25 protein-coding genes are annotated in these 21240 nt (G+C 65.0%); 14 read left to right on the top strand and 11 right to left on the bottom strand.

Features of this window, described 5'->3' with window-relative positions:
- Position 1 precedes the first annotated feature (1 nt).
- Positions 2-640 (top strand): nucleoside/nucleotide kinase family protein, encoded by a 639-nt coding sequence (locus CVV68_RS14040; RefSeq protein WP_110501631.1) that lies wholly within the window; start codon positions 2-4, stop codon positions 638-640.
- 86 nt (positions 641-726) lie between these two features.
- Here CVV68_RS14040 and CVV68_RS14045 read toward each other — a convergent pair whose 3' ends face one another.
- The gene (locus CVV68_RS14045; RefSeq protein WP_110501711.1) at positions 727-1350 is read right to left on the bottom strand and encodes a TetR/AcrR family transcriptional regulator; all 624 of its coding nucleotides are present in this window, start codon (positions 1348-1350) and stop codon (positions 727-729) included.
- A 56-nt stretch (positions 1351-1406) separates the two neighbouring features.
- Between CVV68_RS14045 and CVV68_RS14050 the strand changes: the two genes are divergently transcribed.
- Positions 1407-2144: an SDR family oxidoreductase gene (locus tag CVV68_RS14050; protein WP_110501632.1), complete on the top strand. Its 738-nt coding sequence runs from the start codon at positions 1407-1409 to the stop codon at positions 2142-2144.
- Between the two features lie 124 nt (positions 2145-2268).
- Positions 2269-2550: a hypothetical protein gene (locus CVV68_RS14055; RefSeq protein ID WP_110501633.1), complete on the top strand. Its 282-nt coding sequence runs from the start codon at positions 2269-2271 to the stop codon at positions 2548-2550.
- 16 nt (positions 2551-2566) lie between these two features.
- Here the strand turns inward: CVV68_RS14055 and CVV68_RS23930 are convergent, their stop codons facing one another.
- On the bottom strand, positions 2567-3145 hold the full coding sequence (locus CVV68_RS23930) for a hypothetical protein (RefSeq protein WP_211320852.1): 579 nt from the start codon (positions 3143-3145) through the stop codon (positions 2567-2569).
- Positions 3146-3335: 190 nt separating this feature from the next.
- Between CVV68_RS23930 and CVV68_RS14065 the strand changes: the two genes are divergently transcribed.
- Entirely contained in the window at positions 3336-3521 is a 186-nt protein-coding gene (locus CVV68_RS14065) for a hypothetical protein (RefSeq protein WP_110501634.1), read from the top strand.
- Between the two features lie 11 nt (positions 3522-3532).
- Positions 3533-3880, top strand: coding sequence for a UBP-type zinc finger domain-containing protein (locus tag CVV68_RS14070; protein ID WP_110501635.1), 348 nt, complete (start codon positions 3533-3535; stop codon positions 3878-3880).
- Between the two features lie 72 nt (positions 3881-3952).
- Here the strand turns inward: CVV68_RS14070 and CVV68_RS14075 are convergent, their stop codons facing one another.
- Entirely contained in the window at positions 3953-4840 is an 888-nt protein-coding gene (locus CVV68_RS14075) for an SDR family oxidoreductase (RefSeq protein ID WP_110501636.1), read from the bottom strand.
- Between the two features lie 122 nt (positions 4841-4962).
- Here CVV68_RS14075 and CVV68_RS14080 point away from each other — a divergent pair, with 122 nt between their 5' ends.
- Positions 4963-5529 carry a TetR/AcrR family transcriptional regulator gene (locus CVV68_RS14080; protein ID WP_110501637.1) on the top strand — a complete coding sequence of 189 codons (567 nt, stop codon included), beginning with the start codon at positions 4963-4965 and terminating at the stop codon, positions 5527-5529.
- Positions 5530-5625: 96 nt separating this feature from the next.
- Here CVV68_RS14080 and CVV68_RS23935 read toward each other — a convergent pair whose 3' ends face one another.
- The gene (locus tag CVV68_RS23935) at positions 5626-6003 is read right to left on the bottom strand and encodes a hypothetical protein (RefSeq protein ID WP_211320853.1); all 378 of its coding nucleotides are present in this window, start codon (positions 6001-6003) and stop codon (positions 5626-5628) included.
- 119 nt (positions 6004-6122) lie between these two features.
- Positions 6123-6389 (bottom strand): DUF7218 family protein, encoded by a 267-nt coding sequence (locus CVV68_RS14090; protein ID WP_110501638.1) that lies wholly within the window; start codon positions 6387-6389, stop codon positions 6123-6125.
- Positions 6390-6796: 407 nt separating this feature from the next.
- Between CVV68_RS14090 and CVV68_RS14095 the strand changes: the two genes are divergently transcribed.
- From CVV68_RS14095 to CVV68_RS14110, 4 genes are read left to right on the top strand one after another with little or no spacing between them, the layout of a single operon-like run.
- Complete coding sequence (locus CVV68_RS14095; protein WP_110501639.1) at positions 6797-7447, top strand: SDR family oxidoreductase; 651 nt, start codon at positions 6797-6799, stop codon at positions 7445-7447.
- Positions 7444-9969: an ATP-dependent DNA ligase gene (locus CVV68_RS14100; protein ID WP_110501640.1), complete on the top strand. Its 2526-nt coding sequence runs from the start codon at positions 7444-7446 to the stop codon at positions 9967-9969. The genes CVV68_RS14095 and CVV68_RS14100 overlap by 4 nt, the downstream gene beginning before the upstream one ends.
- Positions 9935-10498 (top strand): hypothetical protein, encoded by a 564-nt coding sequence (locus tag CVV68_RS14105; RefSeq protein ID WP_146238905.1) that lies wholly within the window; start codon positions 9935-9937, stop codon positions 10496-10498. The genes CVV68_RS14100 and CVV68_RS14105 overlap by 35 nt, the downstream gene beginning before the upstream one ends.
- Positions 10498-10980, top strand: a complete 483-nt coding sequence (locus CVV68_RS14110; RefSeq protein WP_110501642.1) for a DUF421 domain-containing protein — start codon at positions 10498-10500, stop codon at positions 10978-10980. Before CVV68_RS14105 ends, CVV68_RS14110 begins: the two co-directional genes overlap by 1 nt.
- 94 nt (positions 10981-11074) lie before the next feature.
- On the opposite strand, the gene ku is transcribed toward CVV68_RS14110, so the two are convergent.
- Together ku and CVV68_RS14120 are read right to left on the bottom strand one after the other, a co-directional pair.
- Complete coding sequence (gene ku / locus CVV68_RS14115; RefSeq protein ID WP_110501643.1) at positions 11075-11959, bottom strand: non-homologous end joining protein Ku; 885 nt, start codon at positions 11957-11959, stop codon at positions 11075-11077.
- A 75-nt stretch (positions 11960-12034) separates the two neighbouring features.
- Positions 12035-13165 carry an aromatic acid exporter family protein gene (locus tag CVV68_RS14120; protein ID WP_170133184.1) on the bottom strand — a complete coding sequence of 377 codons (1131 nt, stop codon included), beginning with the start codon at positions 13163-13165 and terminating at the stop codon, positions 12035-12037.
- Positions 13166-13630: 465 nt separating this feature from the next.
- Here CVV68_RS14120 and CVV68_RS14125 point away from each other — a divergent pair, with 465 nt between their 5' ends.
- The gene (locus tag CVV68_RS14125) at positions 13631-14212 is read left to right on the top strand and encodes a DinB family protein (protein ID WP_110501645.1); all 582 of its coding nucleotides are present in this window, start codon (positions 13631-13633) and stop codon (positions 14210-14212) included.
- Positions 14213-14242: 30 nt separating this feature from the next.
- Here CVV68_RS14125 and CVV68_RS14130 read toward each other — a convergent pair whose 3' ends face one another.
- From CVV68_RS14130 to CVV68_RS14140, 3 genes are read right to left on the bottom strand one after another with little or no spacing between them, the layout of a single operon-like run.
- Positions 14243-15946 (bottom strand): long-chain-fatty-acid--CoA ligase, encoded by a 1704-nt coding sequence (locus CVV68_RS14130; RefSeq protein WP_110501646.1) that lies wholly within the window; start codon positions 15944-15946, stop codon positions 14243-14245.
- Between the two features lie 44 nt (positions 15947-15990).
- Entirely contained in the window at positions 15991-16896 is a 906-nt protein-coding gene (locus tag CVV68_RS14135) for an MBL fold metallo-hydrolase (RefSeq protein WP_245933541.1), read from the bottom strand.
- A gap of 14 nt (positions 16897-16910) precedes the next feature.
- Positions 16911-17153 carry a DUF2630 family protein gene (locus tag CVV68_RS14140; protein ID WP_110501648.1) on the bottom strand — a complete coding sequence of 81 codons (243 nt, stop codon included), beginning with the start codon at positions 17151-17153 and terminating at the stop codon, positions 16911-16913.
- A gap of 199 nt (positions 17154-17352) precedes the next feature.
- Here CVV68_RS14140 and CVV68_RS14145 point away from each other — a divergent pair, with 199 nt between their 5' ends.
- The gene (locus CVV68_RS14145; RefSeq protein WP_110501649.1) at positions 17353-18117 is read left to right on the top strand and encodes a C1 family peptidase; all 765 of its coding nucleotides are present in this window, start codon (positions 17353-17355) and stop codon (positions 18115-18117) included.
- Between the two features lie 80 nt (positions 18118-18197).
- Here CVV68_RS14145 and CVV68_RS14150 read toward each other — a convergent pair whose 3' ends face one another.
- Positions 18198-18926: an alpha/beta hydrolase gene (locus tag CVV68_RS14150; RefSeq protein WP_211320854.1), complete on the bottom strand. Its 729-nt coding sequence runs from the start codon at positions 18924-18926 to the stop codon at positions 18198-18200.
- A 646-nt stretch (positions 18927-19572) separates the two neighbouring features.
- On the opposite strand from CVV68_RS14150, the gene CVV68_RS14160 reads away from it, so the two are divergent.
- Positions 19573-20217 carry a TOPRIM nucleotidyl transferase/hydrolase domain-containing protein gene (locus CVV68_RS14160; RefSeq protein ID WP_110501651.1) on the top strand — a complete coding sequence of 215 codons (645 nt, stop codon included), beginning with the start codon at positions 19573-19575 and terminating at the stop codon, positions 20215-20217.
- A 130-nt stretch (positions 20218-20347) separates the two neighbouring features.
- Positions 20348-20902, top strand: a complete 555-nt coding sequence (locus CVV68_RS14165; RefSeq protein ID WP_110501652.1) for an isochorismatase family protein — start codon at positions 20348-20350, stop codon at positions 20900-20902.
- Positions 20903-21240 lie beyond the last annotated feature (338 nt).

A 21240-nucleotide genomic window follows, 5' to 3' on the forward strand; every position in this document is an offset into this window, starting at 1 on the left:
CATGACCACCCCGGTCCACCTTGACGATCTAATCAGCAGCGCCGGCGCCCTCGCCGCTGGAGGCGGCAGGGTCATCCTTGGCATCACGGGTGCCCCCGGCGCCGGAAAATCCACTGTCGGCACCCGGATCGTGGACAGCCTGGGTCCCGACAAGGCCGTTCTGGTGCCCATGGACGGCTTTCACCTGGCGAATGCAGTGCTGCTTGCGAATGGTCTCCGCCAGGTCAAGGGCGCCATCGAGACCTTCGACGATGCGGGATATGCCAAGCTGCTCCAACGAATTCGCGAACAAAAGTCCGGCGAAATAATCTACGCCCCCAGTTTCAACAGGGACCTCGAAGAGCCCATTGCCGGCAGCATCCCCGTAACGGCTGACGTGCCCCTCGTGGTGACCGAAGGAAACTACCTGCTTGCCGAGGCGGGCGCGTGGCCGTCAGCCCGAGAGTGCCTTACGGAATCCTGGTTCCTCGACCCCGAACAGGACCGCAGGCACCACTGGCTCATCACCCGCCACATGGACTACGGCAAGTCCGCCGAAGACGCACGCTTGTGGGCCCTTGGATCCGACGAGGACAACGCCAGGCTCATCGAAGCCATGGCACACCGGGCAGACCGGGTCCTGCGGGTGAAGGGGCTTTAAGGAGACACTTAGCCGTCTTGGTCCAAGGTCAGGCGACCGGCGCGGTCCCCAGCCGGGGCAAGGCCCGGACAACGCGGCACCCCTGGTCAGTCCCGCCCCGGCACGGCCCCGTGCAGGGCGTTGCGGACCAGCTCGTCGGCGAATTCGAGCGTCAGCGGCTCGTCGGGGATGAGGAGGCGGTGATAGCAGGCGCCCCACAGCTGGTCGACGATGACGTCCAGGGAGAATCCATCGCGGAGCTGGCCGCGGTCCCGGGCGCGCTGGAGCGCCGCGATTGCCAGGTCCCGCCGCGGCCGGGAATATGCGGCCGAGAAGGCCGCCCGCAGGGCCGGATCAGTCTGCGCGGCGCCAATCAGCTCCACAATGACCGTGCCGGCGCCCTCCTCCGTCATGAGGTGGACGAAGGCGCGCAGCTGCGTGCGCAGGTCCGCCTCGATGCCGCCCGTATCGGGGAACTCAAGGCTGTGCTCGACGCGGGCGAAGTAGGCCTCGGCCGCCAAGGCACCGGCGCTGGGCCACCACTTGTACAGGGTCGTCTTGCTGGAAGCTGCGAGCGCAGCAACCTTGTCGAACGTCACCGCCCCCAGCCCCTGCTCGAACAGCAGGGTGGCCGCGGCGTCTACCACCCTCCCCCTGACCTCGGCGGCCGGCCTGCGGCCGCGGCCGCGCCGTTCCGGCAGGGCGGCACTGGATACACTTTTTATGGACATGTTGTCCATTATGGCATAGTCTCACTAGTGTACAACTTGTGCATTTAGGAGACGTAATGGAAGAACAGCAGATCCGCAGCGCGATCGTGACCGGCGCATCCGGAGGCATTGGGCGCGCCGTCGCCGAACGCCTCGCATCCGACGGCGTGGCTGTCGTGGCCCATTACAGCGGGAACCGACGGCGGGCCGAGGAAGTGGCCGAGACGATCCGCGCCGCGGGCGGCCGGTCCATCGCCGTTGGCGGGGACGTTGCGGACGGGGCCGCCATGGGGGCATTGTTCGATGCGGCGGAGGAAGCGTTCGGCGGGGTCGACGTCGTCGTGCACACCGCTGGCATCATGCCGCTCGCGCCGCTCGCCGAGCTGGACCTCGACGTGTTCGACCAGGTCCAGCGCACCAACGTGCGCGGCACCGCCGTCGTCGCCCAACAGGCGGCGCGCCGCGTGCGTCCGGGCGGGGCGGTTGTGCTTTTCTCCACGAGCATCACCCGGCTGCAGTCGCCTGGCTATGCTGCGTATGCGATGTCAAAGGGCGCGGTGGAGGCGCTCACCTTAATCCTGGCGCGCGAGCTGCGCGGCCGCGACGTCACGGTCAACACTGTCGCCCCTGGCCCCACCGACACTCCGCTGTTCCGCGAAGGCAAGCCGCAGCAGCTCATCGACACCATTGCCGGCCTGAACCCCATGGGGCGCCTGGGCGCCCCCGGCGACATCGCCGACGTCGTCGCAGCCCTTGCCGGCCCGCTCCGCTGGGTCAACGGACAGGTCCTCTACGCGAACGGCGGCGCGGCTTGAGCCGGGCGTAGGCGGAAGCGGTGAAGCAGCTGCCGCGCGAGGGACCGCTGGACCTGGGCGCAACCCTCGCCGAACAGCGCCCGCTGCTGGATGCGCTGATGGCTGCCCGTCCCTGCCGTCAGGTGTGCGCACGTCCCGCGGCAGTCTGGGCGGCGTTCCCGTCGTCGAGGTGTTGGCTGATGGGGCCGACGCCGTTGCCGCCTACCGCGGGCTGCATGCCTCAGGCGTGCCGCATGTGTTCCAGGGCATTGCCGCCGAACTGGACGAGGGCGCCGCCGCCCTGGAGTCCACGGGCAGGTTCCCGTGCAGCCACCTGGGCGCTGAACGGCCTTACGGTGGCAGGCCTCCCCAGTGCCACCTGGGACCGGAACGGAACCATCACTGCAGTGCGGCGTCAATGACATGAAGCGGGGACTGAACCGTCACCGGTAACTTGGCTGTTCCCCGGCGGGATCGGCCACAACAACGTCCAGGCGCGGATCCGCCAGAAGCCCGTTGATGGCCCCGACGCCGGCCCCGATCCCGGCCCAGTGCGGGTCGACGTCGTTGGCCACGCACCAGGCATGATCGGCGGCCCAGACAAATGCGGGGTCCGGGGTCCACTGCCGCGGTGAGGGCCGGCCGCTGCTCGGAATATCCCATTCGAGGGGCTCGGCGACACTGCCATGGAACAGAAAATACGAACGGTTCGGCACCGCCACCCTCGGTCCGTCCAGCTCCTGCGCCCAACCGTCCCAAAAGGCGAAGTGGCAATCCACCTGCGTGCTGGTATGCGACGCCAGCACGGTCAGGACTGCCTGAAGCACCCCGGTCTCCGACAGGACGCCTTCGGCATCGGCATCGTTTTCGCTTAGGCACTCATAAGCGGGGTCGGGCAGGAACCGCACCCGCGAATGGGCGGGAAAGGCGGACGGACCGAACGAAACCAGCTGCTGGCAAGGGAGCTCGGCAGCTGTGAGCCAGTCCGCGTCCGAGACGTCGGAGCAGGGCGTGAGCATCATGATCCGAGCCTAACTGGGCGGCGCCTGCTCCGAACCCACTGCAACGGGGGGAATGAAGAACATGGTCCAAAATGTCTGGCGGGCTTCACGGGCGGTTCGGCGGTGGCTACAGTTTTAGTAGCACTTTGACGAACGGGAAATGCGGGTTCTTCGCAGCGGTCACGCGGGAGCGAATCCGAGGAGGAAATTGATGGGCAGGCAGGAGCATTCACCGGGCACCCGCATTCACGAGGGCGGGTACGGCGCACCCATGCCAGAGGACGAGATGCCGGACACGGCGGCGGCCACGGACGCAACGGATCCCGCACGGCGGGAGGAGGGGACCGGCGTCGAACCTTCTGAAGCCGCCTCGCAGGACGGGCGAACAAAATCATAGGAGATGACCCCATGGAGACAGTACCGGGAATAGACGTTTCAGTTCCACCCGCCGGAACAGGCTGTGCTGAATGCGAGGCCGGCGGCGGATGGTGGCTGCACCTGCGACGCTGCACCCAATGCGGGCACATCGGATGCTGTGACTCCTCACCCGGCCAGCATGCGACGGCCCACGCACAATCAACGGGGCACCCAATCATGTGCAGCTTTGAGCCGGGCGAAGACTGGTTTTGGAACTACGACACTTCCGCCTACGTCGACGGACCCGAGTTGCCGCCGCCGGCACATCGACCGCGCAACCAAACGGCGCCCGGGCCCGCCCCACGCGTCCCCGGCGACTGGTCCAATCACCTGCACTAGGAAACACCGTCCATCACTGCCGGCAATGCCGCCGGGCCATAAGCCACTGGCCCGGCGGCGTACACCCGCCGCTTAAGCGGTGCGGAAGTAGTGCCCCGCCTCCAGGTCCTCGATAAGGCCCGGGTGAGTCGGCTCCCAGCCAAACAACTCACGGGTGATGACGCTGGAGGAGCGGCCGCCCAGGCTCAGGATGGGACCAAGGAAGCCAAAGTGGTCAGCGGCGTCCGCAGGGTCAACGCTCTGAACGGGAACATTGAGGTGGCGGCCCATGACCTCGGCAATCTGGCGCAAGGGCACCTCTTCATCGCCCACGGCGTGCAACACCGTTCCCGCGGGAGCGTTCTCCAGCGCCAGGCGGAACAAGTGCGCGGCGTCGAGGCGGTGCACGGCCGGCCACACGTTGCTGCCGTCGCCCACGTAACCCGAGATGGCCTTCTCCCGGGCAACGCCAACAAGTACCGCCATGAATCCGTGGTCGCCGTCGCCATGCACGCTCGGTGACAGCCGCACGGCGGACGAACGAATCCCCCGGTCCTTGAAACTGAGCAAATTGCGTTCCGTTTGAAGGCGCGGGGACCAGTTTGACGCTGGATCCGGCCGGTCGGTTTCAACCGCGGCCGAACCCAAGAGCCCCGAGGCGGCCACCAGCGGCCGGCCGGTGCCTTCCAGCAGGTCCCCGAAAAGCTGGACGGCAGCGGCGTCATCAGCTGCGGCGTCGTTGTGCCGGCTGAAATCGTGGTTGAAGGCGGTGTGAATGATGCCATCAGCCCCCTCGGCGCCCGCACGCAGGCTGTCAAGGTCGGTGATTTCCCCGCGCTGAACTTCAGCGCCGGCGGCCCTAATGGCTTTCGCTGAGGCGTCCGACCGCGCGAGCCCGACTACCGTGTGGCCTGCAGAAGTGAGTTCGGCGGTGACGGCAGAGCCGACCCAGCCTGAAGCTCCGGTTACAAAAACTCGCATGAGATAAACCTCCCGTTGGGGCTGGCCGCTCACTGCACCGCATGCGCAGAAAACGTTGATGTCAGTCACTGACATCAACAATACATCTAATGTCAGTCGCTGTCATCAGATAGAATCAATCCATGAGTAGATGGGAACCCGATGCCCGCGGACGGCTTCAGCGGGCAGCGATGGAGCTTTATGTGGAGCACGGTTTCGAGCAAACCACCGTGGCGGAGATCGCCGAACGGGCCGGACTTACAGAACGCACCTTCTTCCGCCACTTTGCCGACAAGCGGGAGGTCCTGTTCTTCGGCCAGGAGGCGCTGCTGGAATTATTTGTCTCTTCCGTGGCGCAGGCTCCCGAGGGCACGGCACCGTTTGAAATGGCTGCCGCCGCACTCCACGCGGTTTCTGGTGTATTTGAGGATCGCCGCCCCTGGTCCCTGGAGCGCCATCGCGTCATCAGCGCCAACCCCGCACTTGCGGAACGTGAGCAGTCCAAAATGGCCCGCCTCTCGGAAGCGGTCGGCACCGCCTTGCGGGACCGCAATATTTCCGAACCCACGGCCAGCCTGACGGCGAGCTCCTGCATCTCGGTGTTCCACATCGCCTTTCAGACTTGGATCGCCGAGGACAACACGCGCGGATTCCCGCAGATAGTCACGGAGACGCTGGACGCACTGAAGGCAGTCACCGCCGGCACGTGATGCCGGCAGCAACTGCCTTCAGTGATTGATCCTTCAATGACCGATCCCTCAGTGATTGGTGCGCGTCAACATCGCTGGTGACGTCGCACAAACCAATTAGCGCTGCGAGGCGGGTGGCTCGTCAATGGCGGACCGGTCGGCGTCACCGAGCACTGCGCCCAGTTCCTGAGAGTCCTCGCCCGGCTCGCCTCGCGGGATGTCTTCGCCGCCACCCCTGGCGTTGGGGTCCTCGGACTGTTGGCTTTGATTCTGGCTATCAGTGGTGAATGCGCCACCGCGTTCCCAGCTGAAGCGCACGCCGGCCGATCCGTCGTTGGGCCGGCTCACTTCCGTGGTGATCTCGGCTTCCGGGGATCCCATTACCCTAAGCTTGTCCTGGTATGAACCAGTCACTTCCTCAAGGCTCTGCTGGGTCCACTCCCCCGGCCGCAGCCGCGTGGAAATCTCCACCGGTTCCGCATTTGACGCTGTCATTTGGCTCTCCCAACATATTTGATCAGACATATTTGATCCGGCGAAATTCCAGCTTCGGGCACGCAGTGGTTGCGGTGCCGCTGGCACACCATGAACTGCGCAGGGCCCTGAACTGCCGGCTATGAATTGCGCAGGGAATCAATCAACTCCTGCTTGCGCTGACCGGAATATCCTTTCAGTCCGATCTCCTTGGCCTTGGCGCGCAAGTGGTCCACGGTCCAGTCGTCATAGGATCCGGCCTTACCGCCCTTTCGGCCAACGGATTCGCGCCCCTTCTTGGCGGCGGCATTGGAGATCCTGGCGGCCTTTTCCTTGGACGCGCCGTCGTCCCGCAATTCCTCGTACAGTTCGGGATCTTTTAGGCTTGGGTTCTTTTTCCCTGGCATGTCCCCACCTCTCGCTTGCGATTCAGTGCGGACACCAGCCCGCGCTTGGAACACTGCAGCTACATTTTCCACGCTAAGGGCGGAGGCGCACGGACGCAAGCGTCGGGCAGCAATGCGCACGCATCCACTCTTGGATGACACCCGCGCACACGGTCCGCCTGTCTGAAATTGTGTGCAGTAAATAAGGGTGGCAGGGGCCACCGCGGCCCGTTAGAGTACAAACTACCGGCACCACGACAAGGTCATTCCCCAACCACGTCCGCGGCCGCAAAAGTCGCATTCCCCATGACAAACCCTTTCAATAGATGGAATAAATGGCGGAGACGACGATGGCGCTCAAGGGAGATTCCTGAGGGGATTCACCGTTCCTTGCGAGGTATCGCAAGTAGCTACGGAAAGGATCCGACATGTCCCAACCCGCATCAGGCGGTTCACCGGGCACAGACCCCGCCACGGGCATCACCGATCCCCGTACAGCCTATGGGGCCGGCCCCTTTCCGGGCCAGGATCAGGACTATCCCGGCTGGACCGGAGCCATGGATCCGGTCCCCGACCACGGCGAAGGCAGCCATGTCGGCAATCACCGACTGGATGGCTTGACGGCGTTGATCACGGGGGCGGACTTGGGCATCGGGCGGGCCGTCGCGATCGCCTACGCGAGGGAAGGGGCGAACGCGGTATTCACCTATCTGCCCGAGGAAGACGGGGACGCCGCGCAAACCGTGCAACTGATCGAGGAAGCCGGCCAACGAGCATTGGCCCTGCCGGGGGACCTCCGCGACGAAATTTTCTGCCAGCGGCTTATCGCCCAAACCGTGAACACCCTCAGGAAACTGGACATCCGGGTCAACGCCGTCGCCCCCGGTCCCATCCGTGCACCCCTGCAGCCACCCACGCAACCGGAGGAGAAGATCAGGAACTTCGGCCAGGACACCCCTTTGGGCCGGGCCGGACAGCCCGCCGAACTGTCCGGCGCCTACGTCTACCTCGCGGACCCGGCCAGCACTTATGTCTCCGGGACCATCATCGTCGTCACCGGCGGGCGATACCTGGCATGACCAAGGGGACGCGGCAGGAAGTGACGGTCGGTGGCCACCGTCTTTCCCTGAGCAATCTCGACAAGGTACTCTACCCCGAAACGGGCACCACCAAGGCCGACGTCCTCGCCTACTACACCGAGGTGGCGCCCTATCTGATCGCCGCCGCACGGGACCGCCCGGCAACCCGCAAAAGATGGGTCAACGGCGTCGGCACCCCGGAGAAACCCGGCCAAATGTTCTTCCAAAAGAACCTCGACGACGCCACCCCGGACTGGGTACCCCGCGCCACCCAGGTGCACAAGGACCACAACAACGACTACCCGCTCCTCAACGACCTGGCGACCCTGACCTGGCTGGCCCAAATCGCCACCCTGGAAATCCACGTACCGCAATGGCGATTTGACCACAAGGGCCACCCACAAAACCCCGACCGCCTGGTCCTGGACCTCGACCCGGGCGACGGCGCGGGCCTACATGAATGCGTCGAAGTCGCCCTCCTGTCCCGCCCCCTGCTTACGGACATGGGCCTGGACGCGGTCCCGGTTACCAGCGGCAGCAAGGGACTCCACCTCTACGCCGCGCTCGACGGAACGGCCAGCTCCCAGGAAATATCCGACGTCGCCCATGAACTGGCCCGCGCCCTGGAAGCTGACCACCCCAAGCTCGTCGTATCCACCATGGCCAAGGCGCTGCGGCCCGGCAAGGTACTCGTGGACTGGAGCCAAAACAACGCCAACAAAACCACCGTGGCCCCGTACTCCCTGCGGGGCAGAACACAACCATGGGTGGCGGTACCGCGCACCTGGCGCGAACTTGCCACCGGAAAACTCACCCAGCTGGACTACAAGAACACGCTCAAACGGCTTAAACGCCGCGGTGACCCTTTCGCCGCGGTCAACGAAAATGCAGCGGGCGACGGCGCCCCGGATTCCACCGATGACGCTCCCGGGCCGGCGGCACAGACAGAACTGCTGGCCTCCTACCGGGCCAAGCGCGATCCGGGCAAGACTCCGGAACCGATGGTCCAGGACAGCACGGAATCCGGAGCCGGAAACAGCTTTGTCATCCAGGAACACCATGCCCGCGCGCTGCATTGGGACTTCCGGCTCGAACGGGACGGAGTGCTGGTGTCCTGGGCGCTGCCCAAAGGCGTGCCCACCAACCCCGGGAAGAACCATCTGGCGGTGCAGACGGAAGACCATCCGCTCGACTACGGCAGCTTCGCCGGCACCATTCCGCGGGGCCAGTACGGTGCCGGTGAAGTGACCATCTGGGACAGCGGATTTTACGAACTGGAGAAGTGGCGCGACGGCAAGGAAATCATCGCCACACTCACGGGACGTCCCGACGGCGGACTCGGCGGCCCGCGCCGGCTCGCCCTCATCCACACCAAGGGCGACAGTGGAGCGAAATCGCAGTGGCTCATTCACGTGATGAAGGAGCAGTCCGAAGAAGGGCACAACGGCCGGTCAGGTGCACGGGGTCCCGCGTTGGAGGGTCCGTATTCGCCCATGCTGGCGGCGACCGGGTCTGTAGAACAGCTGAAGGATCCTGAGCAGTGGGCGCTGGAGATGAAGTGGGATGGTGTCCGGGCGATTGCCACGGTGGAAGGCGACACTGTGAAGCTCACAAGCCGGAACGGCAAGGACCTCACGGCCCGCTTCCCGGAGCTGGTGCAGGCCATCGCGCTCAGCGTCCCTGCGGACTCGGCCATTTTGGACGGGGAAATCGTTGCGCTGAACCCTTCCGGCCGCCCCGATTTCGGTTTGCTGCAAAAGCGCCTGAAACTTCTCAAGCCTGCCGAAATCATTCGGGCCGCCGAACACATGCCAACGCATTACATGGCCTTCGATGTCCTGGAGATCGGCGGTGCCTCGGCCGTAGACCGGGAGTTCTCCCAACGCCGCGGGTTGCTGGAGGAATTGCTGTCAGGCCTGCCGGCAGCCGGGAAAAACGCCGTCGGGGCAAAGGCGACCCGTCAATTGGCCAGCTCCGCCAGCGTACAGCTCTCCCCCATCATGACGGGCTCACTGCAGCATGCGATGGAATTGAGCCGGAAAACGGGACTCGAAGGCGTCGTCGCGAAACGCCACGACAGCGCGTACCGTTCGGGCCGCCGCACGGAAAACTGGGTCAAATTCAAGCACGTCAGGACCCAGGAAGTGGTGGTGGGCGGCTGGCGCGACGGCAAGGGAAACCGCCGGGGAACGATTGGATCACTCCTGGTGGGGATCCCCGATGGTAACGGCAAGCTGGTCTACGCAGGACGGGTGGGCAGTGGTTTTAGCGACGTGGAACTTGCCGAACTCGCGCGCTCCCTGCAGGGCCTGAGCCGAAAGACGCCGCCGTTTGCCGACGTGCCCGCCGCCGATTCCCACGACGCGCACTGGGTCACTGCCAAGCTGGTTGGCGAGGTCAGCTTTGCCGAATGGACCGGTGCCGGACGCCTTCGCCAGCCCGTGTGGCGCGGCTGGCGCCTGGACAAGGATCCGGCTGAAGTGCGACGTGAGGACGGACCAGCCAACAAGGAGAGGCCATGACCGTCGCGAAAGAAAAGGCAACCGAAGATTCCACCTTGAACAACGTCTCGACAAATGCGCGGACCTGCCCGGGCGCATCGCCCGCCGCGTGGTGCTGATTGTTATCAGCGCGTTTATCCTGTTGGCGCTCTTGCAAGTCTTTGGTTCCGGCACCAGCAAATCGGTCACTGCCAACGGTATGACAGTCACCGTCGACTACCCCCGCGCCGCCAGGGCCGGGATGCCAGACTCAGTGGTCATCCATCTGCGGGACGGGTTGCCCCTCGGCGAACCGGTCACGATTTCCATCCCTGAAGAGTATTTGGATACTTTTTCTGTCGGCGACATCTCCCCTGCCGCAGCGAGCGAATCCTATTCGGACGGTTACCTCCGCCTGGAATACGATCCACCCAACACTGCGGAGTTCACCCTGAACCTCCGTGGCGACTGGGAAACCGGAAACGACACCGGCGCCTCGGGCAAGGTTCAGGTCGCCACGGGCGGGCACACCATTGCCACCATTCCCCTCAAGACTTGGTTGGTGCTCTGATGGACATTGTCATTCGATCTGCCGTTGCCTTCATCATTCTGTGGCTTATTACCAGGGCTGTGGGCCCGTCCACCCTGGGTGAGCTGAGCTCCTTCGAGCTGCTTCTGTTCATCACCATGGGCGACCTGGTCCAGCAAGGGGTCACCCAGGGAGACTACTCGGTCGCCGGCGCCGTCATGGCCGTGGGCACCATGGCACTGTTCACCGTGGGCCTGTCCTACGCAAACATGCGGTGGCCGAAACTCGGAAAAATCGTCCAAGGCACACCGGTGGTCATCCTCCATGGCGGCGTTCCGGACCTTAAGGCCATGCGCCACGAGCGGCTGGGAATCGACGATCTCATGGGTGCCGCACGGGGCCAGGGCTTCCGAAATTGCTCCGAGATCGACATGGCCGTTCTTGAACCCAACGGCAAGATCTCCTTCTTCGCCATGGACCAGCAGTCATCCAGCGGTGCCCCCGAGGAGCCCGAAGCAGGATAGCGGGCACTCACCCAGGAAATGCAGGGCAGGAATGGGCAGGCGCAGGCATCGCCCTGCCGCCCGCCGCATTAACCCCGGGACGTTTATTCAGCCGCTAGGCTCCCTTTTTGCGCGCCGTCTTCTGCGCGGTTCGGTTTTTGATCCCGCCTGAGCCCTTCGCCGGGGTCGTGCCTGTGCGCTTCTTCTCGATACTGCGTTTCAGTGCCTCCATCAAATCCACCACGTCTCCCGAACCGGATTTCTTGGCGGCTGCGCGCTTTCCGTCTTCCCCGCCGCCAAACGTTTCCCCGGTATCCAGCGAGTCCCCCTGTTCGAGCTTTTGCTCGATCAGCGCGCGCAGCTCGAGCTGATACTCATCTTCAAATTCCCGGGGCTTGAAATCGCCCGTGAATTGTTCCACCAACGCAGAGGACATCTTCAGCTCCTGCGCACTGATCCTCGTTTTGCTTCCACCTGCAGGGAAATCGGCTTCGCGGACCTCGTCATTCCACAGGAGTCCCTGCAGGACCAGTACCTTGTCCCGAACCCGAAGGACACCCAGCCGTGTCTTTTGCCGCAACGCAAACTTCACCACCGCCGTCAATTCCGTCTCTTCCAAGGTCCGCACCAGCAGGGCATACGCCTTGGGCGATTTTGAATCCGGTTCCAGGTAGTAGCTGCGCTCGAGCATGATCGGATCGATTTGGCCGTTGGGCACGAACTGGACCACTTCAATCTCACGGCTCTTTTCCGCCGGCAGCGACTCCATGTCTTCGTCTGTGAGGACCACAGTGCGTTCGCCGTCGTCGTAAGCCTTGTCGATGTCCCCGTAGTCGATTTGTTTCCCGCAGACTTCACACCGGCGCTGGTACCGGATCCGGCCGCCGTCCGCGTCGTGAACCTGGTGGAGCCCCACATCGTGGTCCTCGGTGGCGCCATGGGCTTTCACGGGAACGTTGACCAGACCGAAAGCCACGGACCCTGTCCATATTGATCTCATGGAACAAGTCAAGCAGTCCGGGGGCGCCAAGGCCAGAGTTCCCTTTCCCAGTGCGCCCTGCACCGGGACAGCGGGTCAGCTGGGAGTCTCCCCAGGCAGGAGCCGGCGCCGCAATGCCACGAGAATCCGCTGCACATCCAGTGCGACAGCGGCGCCAGGGTTGAGTGCGGCGGCGTCGGAGCCGCTGTGCTCGCCCAGCGCGGAGGTGAGTTTCTTCAGGGAGTCGGAGGCGCAGTCGAAAGTATCCTCGTCAGCGGATGCCCCTTCCCAGGCCGTCAACACGTCGGCAACTGCCTGCAGGCAGTTGCCAATCGGCTCGCATAGCTCGGGTTTAAGGTGGACGTCAACTGCGCTGCCCCAGATGGCGCCGGCCAGGACCTCGGTGAGGTCGCGCACGTAAAAGGTGATGTTTTCCAGCACGGCCAAGTCAACAAAGCCCTCGGCAACAAGAAGTTGCCGCGAACGGCGGTAGGCGCGCGGATTGGCCTTGTGGCTCTCATGCGCCCCGTGGACGGCACCCCGGATGTCGCCGACAGCGGCCGCCAGAACCTGTTGCCGGTCCGCCCACTCATCATGCTCCGGCGGCCATTTCTCCCCCAGGGCCTTGGCGGCGTCCTCCAGCTGGCTGATGAGCACATTGCGCCCGCGCGAAATTCGCAGCTGGGCGGCGTCGAGGTTCAAAGGCGGGAAAATCGTGACGTTGACGACCAGGCCAACAAGCACGCCCACTCCCATTTGGGCCGAATACCCGAAGGAAAAATCGTCCGCGTTCCGGCCGCCAATGATCAACACCAGCAACGTGGCCACGGGCACATAGTCCCGGCCTGCGCCCAGGCGGGGCAGGCCGGCCAGCAGCACACCCAGGCCCACGGCGGCGGAGATTGAAATGATGTTAGGGCTGCCCAACGCGAGTACCCCGATGCCGAGAAGGATCCCCAGTATCAACCCCACGAGCGTCTGCAGCCCCGTTCGGACTGAACCCATGAAAGTGGGATACATGCTCACCAGAACGCCCAGCGGCGCATAATAGGCGTACTTGCCGGCCCCGCCCGGCAGGTGGATTGCCAGGAACCAGGAGATGCCCACCGCCAGGGCGGTCTTGGCTGCGAGCAGCGCCCGCTGGCCGGCCACCGACGACTTCACCCACGTCAGCACCGTTCCCGCGCCGGCCCCGACGCCGGTTCCGGCGCCGGCGCCGGCGCTCAAGCGCACGGCCCTTCAAGTGGCGCTGCTGAGCCTGCCGTCATTATTCTTGTTTGCATTGCATGGTGCCTCCGATGGCCTTGCCTCGCCTGCCCTGCCTGCCTGTGCGGCCACCACATCGATGGCCAATGCGAAGACGGCAGTACCCTCAACCATGGACCCAGCCGGTGGCCCCGTCAATGCCCCACGTCACAGGTTCACTTCACTTTGAGGCTGCGCACGGTTGGGTCCGGGGGCTGCGCCACTTGCCAAGTGGCGCAGGGCTGGGAGCCGGGCCCGCGCAGCCTCAAAGTGGCAGCGCTTCACAGCCGCACAAAATTCGGGGCCGCCCACCGCAGGTTTCAGCCCGGGGCCGCCCACCGCAGGTTTCAGCCCGGGACCACCCCTGGGCCGCGTCTGGCGATCGACCGCCGGCTTCGACGGAAGCGGCCTCAACGATGGCTGTTGTGGCGGCGGTAGGATTCCGACATGGCTGAATCTGATATGAAAGCAGTTCTGCACCGCTATCTCGACACTGCCCGCGAGGCCATGCTGTGGAAGCTGGACGGGCTGTCCGACTACAACATCCGCCGCCCGCTGACGCCCACCGGAACAAATTTACTGGGGCTGGTCAAGCACCTTGCCGGTTGCGAACTGGACTACTTTGGGGACGTCTTTGGCCGGACGCCGGACATCGTTCGCCCCTGGTCGGAGGATGACGGCGACAACGTGGACATGTGGGCCGCGCCCGGCGAAACGCGGGAATTCATCACCGGCCTGTACCGCCGGGCCCGTGACCACGCCGACGCCACCATCGCCGCATTGCCGCTGGACGCCCCCGGCCGGGTGCCGTGGTGGACGGCGGGGCGGCAGGACGTCACCCTGCACCAGATCCTCATTCACATGATCGCCGAATCGCACCGGCACGCCGGGCACGCCGACATTGTCCGCGAACTCATCGACGGAACTGCCGGCCTGAGCCAGGGCAACGAGAACCTGCCGGAGCAGGACGAAGGCTGGTGGGAGGCGTACTGCAGCCAGCTGGAGCAGGTGGCAAGGGAGGCCCGGTGACGCGGGGCGCCGTCGTGCTTCAGAGCAGCGTCAAAGCAGCGGCAGCGCCTGCTCCCTGGCCTGCTTGCGGAGAATCTTCCCCAGCATGGAGCGGGGCAGGTCCGGCAGCTGCACAATGCGCGCGGGCACCTTGTAGCCGGCCAGCCTTTCCCGGCAGTGCGCCCGCAAGGCGGACTCGTCCAGCTCAGCGCCGGGTGCCAGCTGCACGGCGGCAACCACCATTTCGCCGCCGCGCTCCAGCGGCTTGCCAAAGACGGCGGCGTCGGCCACGGCCGGGTGTTGGCACAGTGCATTCTCCACCTCGGTGGGCGAGACGTTGAAGCCGCCCGTGATGACCAGCTCCTTCGCGCGGTCCACGATGGTGGTGAATCCGTCAGGGTCCACGGTCACAATGTCCCCGGTTCGGAGCCAGCCGTCCGCGGTGAGTGCCTTGGCGCTCTCCTCCGGGTTGTTCCAGTACCCCGTGAAGACCTGGGGACCCTTGAGCAGCAGCTCGCCCGGCTGTCCCTGCGCCACGTCAACGGCGGGGTCGTCGACGTCGGCCACCCTCATCAGTGTTGACGGGAACGGCACGCCGATGGTGCCGTTGCGCCGCGTGGGGTGGAAGGGGTTGCCCAGGGCCACCGGGGAGGATTCGGTCATGCCGTATCCCTCCACCAGCAGGCCCCCAGCCACGGATTCCCACAGCTCCACCACATGGTCTGGCAGGTTCATGGCACCGGAAATGCAGAATTTGCAGGACCGCAGGGACACGCCCATTTCCTTGGCGGCCATGGCCGTGCGTTCGTAGATGGGAGGCACCGCACAGTAGACCGTGGCGGGCGACTTCTTCATGGCCGCCAGCACCAGGGAGGTGTCAAACTTGGGAAACAGCACCAGCAGGCCCTGTTTGCGGATGCCGAACGTCAGGTACAGGGTCATGCCGAAGGCATGGAACATCGGCAGGATGGCATACAGCACTTCCTTGCCGAGCTGCGCCCCGTGCATCCATGCCTCACCCTGGAGGGCGTTGGAATAGAGGTTGAAATGGCTCAGCATGGCCCCCTTTGGCCGGCCCGTGGTTCCGGAGGTGTAACCGATCACGGCCAGGTCCCCCACCGCGGGGCGCGGGTGCGCGGTGTCGAGGTTGCCGCCGGCCAGCAGTTCCTTCCACGGCATGGTGCCCGGCGCGGGCCCGGTCAATGCGGCGCGGGTGGCGCGCAGCTTCCTGACCGGCAGCGACAGGGCCAAGCGCTTGCCTGCCGGGAACGCAGCCAAAAGGTTGACGGAGATTACGTGGTCAACCCCGACGTCGGCCGGAAAGTCACGGATCGCGGCCACGGCCTTGTCCCAGACAATGGCAACGCGCGCCCGGTGGTCCTCGAACTGGTGCCGCAGCTCGCCCGAGGTGTACAGGGGGTTGTGCTCGACGACGACGGCGCCCAGGCGCAGGACCGCGTAAAAGGCCACGACATGCTGGGGGCAGTTCGGCAGGACCAGGGCCACCCGGTCGCCGGCGCGCACGGCGAGTTTGCGCAGCCCCTCCGCGGCGCGGTTTACCTGTTCGCCCAGTTCCCGGTAGGACGTTTGGCGCCCGAAGAATTCCAGCGCGGGCCGGCTGCCGGCTTCAGCCACCGAACGTTCAAACATGGCAACTAGCGATTCCGTGGGCAGTTCAATTTCCGCCGGCACGCCCGGCTGGTAGTTCTTTACCCAGGGCTGTTGGGGCCTGGTCGGCTTATCCGTGTTCGGCATGGTTCCATCCTGCCGCGGCCCCGCCACGGTGTCGAACCGCACCGTCACCTTGCACGCAGCCTGTTGCCGAGCCGGCGCAGGCGCTGCCGGATGAACGCGGCGCGGCAGGGGCCGTTGAAGATGATGAAGTCGTCAAAGCGGTGCCCACCGGGGCGGGCTGCCACCGCGTGGGCAGCTTCCCGCACCCCGGCGAGCTGCCGGAGACTCATCTGCAGGGGCGGCTCGTCCGGGTGGAAAAGGGTGCCCAAGGGATAGTCATGTCCCGCGCGGTTGGTCATTTCAATGTGGCAGCCCATGACCGAGGTGACCGGGCGTGTCCGGGCGAGGTCCACCATCAGGTCAAGGCTCGCCGAGAACGCAGCCATGTCCTCGACGTATAGCCGGCCCCGGTACACGGTGTCCCCCGTGAGCAGCCAGCCGGTCCACGGATCAAAAATAGTGACGGCCGCTTCCTGGTGGCCGGGCGTCGGAATGACGTCGAGTACCCGTCCGCCCAGGTCAACGTTTACGGGGACGCAGTCCCCGGTGAACCCGAACCATCCGCACACGGCCGCGGCGGCTGCGCCGACCACCTCGGTATCCGGCCGGCCGGCAAACTGTCCGTCCCCGGCGATGTGGTCACCGTGCCCGTGGGTGTGCGCCACCACCAACCCGTAACCGGCTCTCGGGTGCGCGGCCAGCCACTGGACGACGATCGAGTCCACGGTTGCCCGCAGCGGGAAGCGCGTGGGATCGGCGGTGGCGCCCGTGTCCAACAGCAGCGCCCGGCTGTTGCCGAAAAGCAGGTACAGGAAGGGCGCCTCATAGCTGGATGCTTTGCTTTGTCGCGGGATGAAGCTGTGTTCGTCGTGCCGGTGGACCTGGATCAGCGGCTCGGCGGCCGCGTTCCGGGACCGGCTGCCGTGGATCCAGTTGACGTCCAGGTTGGGTGTGACAGGGGCACCTGCCACAAAGTCGACGGCGGTTATTGCCTGTATCCTTCAACTTCGCTGGCAGAGCGCACCTGCGCGTCGTCGGGACTGTCCCCGGCATGGACTTTCGCCTGCCGCTGGCGCAGCAGGTCCCAGCACTGGTCCAGCTGGACCTCGATGGCTTTTAGCTGCGCCGCACGCTCAGGCAGTTTTGCCTGGTCCGCGGCGGAATCGCGCAGGTCCTGTTCAGCTTTGACCAGTTCCTCAATTTTGTGGTGCACCTGGTACTCGTCCATTACGCATCTCCTTAGTTGAACTGCGGCGCCACTTGGGCTGTCCAGACTTACGTTAGTGCGGTTTCCCTCCGGTGGCACCGATTTGGGGTGGATCCCTGCGAACTCTTGACTTGCAACGTGGCCGGGAGGAACCTCATGTTTAACCATGCTGTAGGCGGTCCGACCGGACCACGGCACGGGGCGAGGAGGCACCATAATCATGGCCAGAACCAACTCCCGGTACGGATGGATCCCCGACCTGCCGGACCAGCGCGATTTTCACTTTGCTGCCCCGCATGCGGTCCAGGCGAACCTGCCGCCCGCCGCAGACCTCACCCCCCACTGCCCGCCGGTCTATGACCAAGGCCAGCTGGGCTCCTGCACCGGCAACGGCGTGGCCGGTGTCATCCAGTTCGACGCACTCAAGGAAAGCCTTGCCGACAGCTCCACGCCGTCGCGCCTGTTCATCTACTACAACGAGCGCGTCATTGAAGGCACCGTGGATTCCGACTCCGGTGCACAGATCCGCGACGGCATCAAGACCGTCGCCACCACCGGGGCCTGCGCCGAGACGCTCTGGCCCTATGACATCGCCAAGTTCACGGCCAAGCCAAAGGCAGCCTGCTACACGGCCGCCAAGAAGCACCGCGCCATCACCTACTCCCGCGTCGGCCAGACACTCAGCCAGCTCAAGGGTTGCCTGGCCTCCGGCTACCCCATCGTCTTCGGATTCACCGTCTACGACAGCTTTGAAAGCGCAGACGTGGCCAAGACCGGCGTTGTCCCCATGCCCGGAGCCAGTGAAACGGTCCTCGGTGGGCACTGTGTGGTGGCCGTCGGCTACGACGACGCCAGCCAGCGGTTCACCATCCGCAATTCCTGGGGCGACGGCTGGGGAAAGGCCGGCTACGCCACCATGCCCTACCCCTACCTGCTCAGCAATTCACTGGCCAGCGACTTCTGGACGGTCAGGTCCACTTCCTAAACAACCCGCCGCCGACTGTTCGGGCCCGTCCAAACGGGCCCGGATCGCCGGGACGTTGCAGGCACCGATCATGAGCGCCGTCAGGAGCGCAAGGCCGCCTTGACCCAGTCCATGGCCTGCTGAATGGCGGCCCGCGACGCATCGCTGTCGTCCAGAATGTCGAAACTGTGATGCCCTTCGACGACGTCGATCACCTCAAGGTTCAATTCCTGCCTCTCCGCGGCGGCAATGAATGCGTCCACCGCCGAGGCAATGACGGGCTGCTCCCGGCCGACCCTGGTCACCAGTAGCGGCACGCCAACTCCCCCTTCCAGGGCATCAATGGGACGGAGCCGCCCATCAACCTCCATGCCCGGCAGCGGCACCATGACCGGGTAACTTGCGGCGATGCCGCGCAGCCACGGTGGCGGGTCCCGCAGCCAGTCCGCGGCCAACAAGCCCGAACCGGAGAAGAACCACAATGCCACCCGCTCCGGGTCGGCCCCGGGAAGTGCACGGGCCAGTTCCACCGCGGCTGTGATGACATCCGCTGCCGCTGGGAACGCGGCCGGTGAATCCAGGCCGTGGTCCACAATGACTCCAATGGCCCCGTTGTCAGCGGCCAAAGACGCGTAACCGGCAAAGACCGGCCAATCACGGGGCTGGGGCTGCATCTCGGGTGGGATCGGGCCGCCGGGGACGAAGACGATCACTGGCAGAAGTCCGTCCCCGGAAATACCCGGCCGGTAGATGTCCACGGCGCCCTCGCGGCGTCGTTCAATACCTGGAACCGGGACGACGAACGGCAACATAAAAGTCGGAATGGCCATGGCCAATTCAAGCAGACTTCCAGGCAACCATGAGCGGCGTTACATTCGTTTTTACAGGCTTGTTGACATGGGCGACTCCCTTGCCGTCTCCTCCACGCCCCGTGGTGCCTCCGTCCCGGCCCTGGCACAATGCAACCATGGAAAGCGACCCTGGTGAGCAGACGGGAAGTGCCCAGATTCAAAAGTGGGCCGGAATCATTGTAGCGCTATGCATCATTATTCCCCCGCTGCGGCACGTCAATGACCAAGGCTGGACCCTTGCAAACATCCTCCTGGTTTCCGCCGGTGTGCTGTTGCTGGCCCATTGGACGTTGAAAATAATCTTTCCAGGCCGCGCAATCTTTCCGGGCCCTGCGCGGCGCAGGCAAAACGCCGCCAAACGCTGACGACGAAACCCGGGGTCGAAGCACCCTACAGGCTGTGCCGTGCCGGACCGGTGGATCCCGGAAAGTATCTGCCATTGTGCCAGCCCGCCCCGTGATGCGAGCGAATCAACCACCGCATGGCCGTCCGCCGGGCCGGACGGGCCGCACTTGCCGGGCACAGGCCTGCTGCGGGTATACTCATGGAAACTCCGGCAGGGGCGTCCGTCAAATACGCGCCCACCAGCTAATCCTGAGAGACATTCAAGAAGGCAGGGGGACCCGTGGAGACGACGATGCAGTTCCGCTCGGCCGTCACTGAGTGGGCAGCCGGCGCTGCGCATGCCGCGTCGACTGCCCGGGAACTTGCGGTGGGCGTCCAAACGGTGGTTCTCGTTGAAGGTGCCAGCGATGCCGCTGCGATCGAAGCCCTTGCTGCACGAATGGGCCGGACCCTTGACGCCGAGGGAGTCGCCGTCGTCCCCTTGGGAGGGGCTACAAGCATTGGCAGGTTTCTGGACCTGCTCGGCCCTGCGGGTCTTGGCTTGAAACTGGCCGGTCTCTGTGATGCGGGCGAGGAACGCTATTTCATGCGCGGTTTGGAGCGGGTGGGCCTTGGCCTCTGCTCCAGCCGCACGGAACTGCGGCGGCTCGGCTTTTCGGTGTGCGTCGCGGACCTTGAGGACGAATTGATTCGTACCTTGGGGGCGTCATCAGTCGAACGGATTGTGACAGCCCACGGTGACCGGCGTTCCTTCCGCCTTTTCCAGAACCAGCCCGCCCAGCGGGGCCGGTCCGTTGAGCGGCAGCTCCGGCGTTTCATGGGAACCCACAGCGGGCGCAAGATCAGTTATGCGCGCTTCCTGGTTGACGGGCTGGACCTGGATCATGTTCCGGCGCCGCTGGGCGGGCTGCTCTCGCGTGTGTGAAGTGCCCGCAATACTCCAGGCAGGAACACAGCCAAGCCCTTTCCTCCCGGGCACTGTGGCGCGCACTCCGCGGCAAGACTAGGCTGGAATCTGGAAGAAATCCCCATCCGGCCACCAAGGGAGAGGCGCCATGACAACGCTTCCGGATCGACCCAACACCGCACTGATCGTCATCGACGTACAAAATGGCGTGGTGGATGAGGCCTACGGGCGCGACGCCGTCGTTGCCAATATCAGATCCCTCGTGGATAAGGCGCGCGGCGCGGGCACCCCGGTGATTTGGGTCCAGCATTCCGACGAGGAACTTCAGAAGGGCAGCGAGGCCTGGAAATACGTCCCGGAACTGGTCCGCCGGCAGGAGGAACCCCTGGTGGCCAAGTCCTACGGCGACTCGTTCGAGGCCACGGACCTGGAGGAGGTCCTGGCCAAGGCCGGCGTGGGCCGGCTGGTGGTGGCTGGCGCCGAAACGGATGCGTGCATCCGCTCCACCATCCACGGCGCGTTCACGCGCGGCTATGATGTGACGCTGGTGGGCGACGCCCACACGGCCGGGGACAAGAGCCAGTGGGGCGCGCCGCCGACAGAGGCCGTCATCGCCCACACCAACCTGTATTGGCAGTTCCAGGACGCGCCCGGACGCACTGCGGCAGTGGCCACAACGGAGGACGTCAGCTTCATCAGTTGAGCCGCCAGTTCCGCCGGAGAAGTTGTTCCGTACGCTTGGAATGGGATCTCCCCAAGCGCTTGCCGGGGAGCGGTGCCTGCCCATTGGCACCCCTCGATTGGCACCCGGCGATGGCCCCTACGCCGTGCCGCGGACGCATCAGGGTGTTGCTGCGCCGGCACAAGCGCGATGAATTCAAGAACCTGGACGCCCCCGCTCTTGCCTTGGTCACGCCTCTTCAGATTAACGGATACCTCAGCCGGCAGCCGGGTTCGGGCCAGAACAGGTAGTCAGCGGCCGCCCTCTGCGGCCCCGGGGGCCATTGCGGTAATCCGCGGGTGGCCGGCCGGAAGCAAATC

It is taken from the genome of Arthrobacter livingstonensis (assembly GCF_003219815.1).
Taxonomy (GTDB): Bacteria; Actinomycetota; Actinomycetes; order Actinomycetales; family Micrococcaceae; genus Specibacter; species Specibacter livingstonensis.